Annotated in this window: 2 protein-coding genes and 1 pseudogene; all 3 read right to left on the bottom strand. The window is 31.0% G+C overall.

Features of this window, described 5'->3' with window-relative positions; genetic code table 11:
* Positions 1–594, bottom strand: a pseudogene (locus tag WIW89_RS00015) (hypothetical protein); the annotation flags it as partial.
* A gap of 133 nt (positions 595–727) precedes the next feature.
* Complete coding sequence (locus WIW89_RS00010; protein ID WP_337719256.1) at positions 728–1,771, bottom strand: glycosyltransferase family 4 protein; 1,044 nt, start codon at positions 1,769–1,771, stop codon at positions 728–730.
* Positions 1,772–2,206: 435 nt separating this feature from the next.
* Positions 2,207–2,470: a hypothetical protein gene (locus tag WIW89_RS00005; RefSeq protein ID WP_337719255.1), complete on the bottom strand. Its 264-nt coding sequence runs from the start codon at positions 2,468–2,470 to the stop codon at positions 2,207–2,209.
* Positions 2,471–2,567: the final 97 nt, after the last annotated feature.

The raw sequence follows: 2,567 nt of genomic DNA, 5'->3' as shown, positions 1-2,567 counted from the left end.
ACATAACATGTTGAAGAATTTTGAATAATTATAAATAAAGAATTTAGAATAGAATTTTTTAAGAATATTCAATTTTTCTTTATATTTTGTGAAAATCAATATATTTGATAAGAAGGTGAATTTACACAGAGTGAATAATTCGGGTCCTCCTGCACCTATTAATGCACTAACCTTTTTATTATCAATCTCTATGAGTTCTGAATACAATTTCCTAATATTATCTTCAATGACTATATCGTTATTAGATACAATTATCCATTTAGGGTTATATTTAAGGGCTATGGAAACCCCTTTATTTACACTTCTAGCGTAGTTAAAGTATTTGCCTTTGCTCTCGACTAGTATTGTATGAAAATTTTTAATTGAATTCAATAAGCTTAATGTTAATTTATCTTTAACGTCCGGAGTAGGTATTATGAACACGATATCTGAGTTCCCCCCAATTTCAATGACGTTAATATCAGCGGAAGGCCTGGTTCTGGACCATTTGATCAACTCTTCGACTTCGTCAAAACAGTAATAGAATCGTATTATGTCATTAATGTCATTACTAGTATAAAGATTGTCCATGTCTTCCTTGCAGTTTACTTGCATCAAGATATTTAACATCTAACTAATCTTAAATCTTATTTTAATAACACTATAAGCACCTCGCACTTACTTTATTCCAACTATCATTAACAGTTCCTGAAAGTTGTCATATTTTAAGAAGTTAAATAGTTCTAACCTAATTGGAGTCATAAACTATCTTAAACATTTCCTCTACCTTCGGTAATATTATTTCAGAATCAAAATTCATGGCAATCATTCTCGCTTCTTTACATATTTCTTCATATCTTTTCGGGTTATTTTTCCATATTTTATAATATTTAAGAATACCATTAAGGTAGTCTTTTACATTATTCAACTCAGCGTAATAAGTAACCTCAGTGTCACCGAAGGCACTCTTAATATCTGGTAAGTTACTAACTACCGCTGGGTTTCCTATGGCTAAATTCTCCAATATACTAAAAGAAAAAGCTTCGATCTTAGTAGGCAAAAACAGAAGATTTCCATTTCTGATTACTTTTATATAATCGTCTTCTTTAAGAAGACCTAAGTATTTAACATTGTCAGGGAAGTTTAACTGATGATATTTATGCCCAGCTACATAGAACTCGATATCTTTATAACTTTTCAGGACGTTCGCAACTTTGAACAATATATCCACACCTTTTTCCTTAGTAACTACACCTGGAGAGAGTATCCTAAATTTATCTGCAATTTCGGTCTTCGGCCTATACTTTTTAAGATCTATGAAATTTGGTATAACAAAAATTTTGTTAAATCCTTTTCTTTTATACAGATCAGCTCTATATTGTGTTAAAAAATGATGATATACGTTCTTTATTTTCTTATCTTTTTCTAAAATTCTATAATATATCCGTTGAAGAAAACTATTTATCATTCCATGATGTCCAAAAACAACTCTGTTAGAATGTTTTAATATTTCACGTTGAGTTCCAGCCCAATGATAAAAAGAATAAATTAAATCAGAATCCATTAAATATTCTTTTATTTGCCTAATATCATTTAACAAAAAAGTCCTTTTCTTAAATTTTATTGTAACATAGTTAAATTCTAGGTCTTTGAGATCATAAAGTTTTCTATAGTCTGTTGTAATAACAGTAATTTTATGACTAGACGATAAATAAGAAGCAACTTCCTTAATCCACTTTTCTCCTCCCCTACTATACGATAAGTGTGGTAAATTGAAGAATACGATATTCACAAGCATACTAGTCTATGTATGCTTTAATAAGTCTTTGGAGACGAAAAACATCGACCGATTAAGAATAAAGACCGTTAAAAATTCTATAACCAATTTTTCAGACAGAATTCGCGTCATCAGCATTATTTATCTGCGTTGTTTTAGTTTAGCATTATCGAAAGGCTTAGTTAAATATGTTCACTCTTTGCCTATAGCAACATAGCTGTTCCAGTTTCTCGTAGAGTAGGCAAAAATTTTAAGAGCTGATCTTTGAATCTACTTTTATTACGTTAAAACTTAAGCGAACTGGGCAAGTAAGTAGAGGACTGATACATCGATTATGATTAAAAAAACCTGAGGGTGTATTTTCTCACCTATAATGGAGCGGACAAATTTAGGAAATGAGTTTTATAGGCAATAAGTACTGATAATTGGTTTGCAATTAGTTCTTTAATTTTACACTTGTATTGTACGTAATAAGTTCCTACATGATGATGTGATTGAGTAATTCTCTTTTACGTATTCCTTCAAATTTTCGTAACCCCTTTTAAGCCGTATTTGGGTTAAAACGTTCACGTAAGCGTCAATATTACTAACGTATGACACGACGTAAACTCCGTCAAGTCGTTGGTAATTAATTATCCCCTCAATACCTTTCACTGTAGTTATTGCTGGTCTACCGTAAGCCATGCATTCAAGGACTTTAGTCTTAATCCCCAATTCCAGCAGTTAAAGGAATAAAACAGACATATGCCTCACTTATAATATACTTTTATCCAGGTGTTTACGCGTTGATCTTAGCTTTGTGAGATTGCTC

This window comes from Stygiolobus sp. CP850M (genome assembly GCF_037389425.1).
GTDB lineage: Archaea > Thermoproteota > Thermoprotei_A > Sulfolobales > Sulfolobaceae > Stygiolobus.
This window is presented reverse-complemented; position numbering and strand designations above follow the sequence as displayed.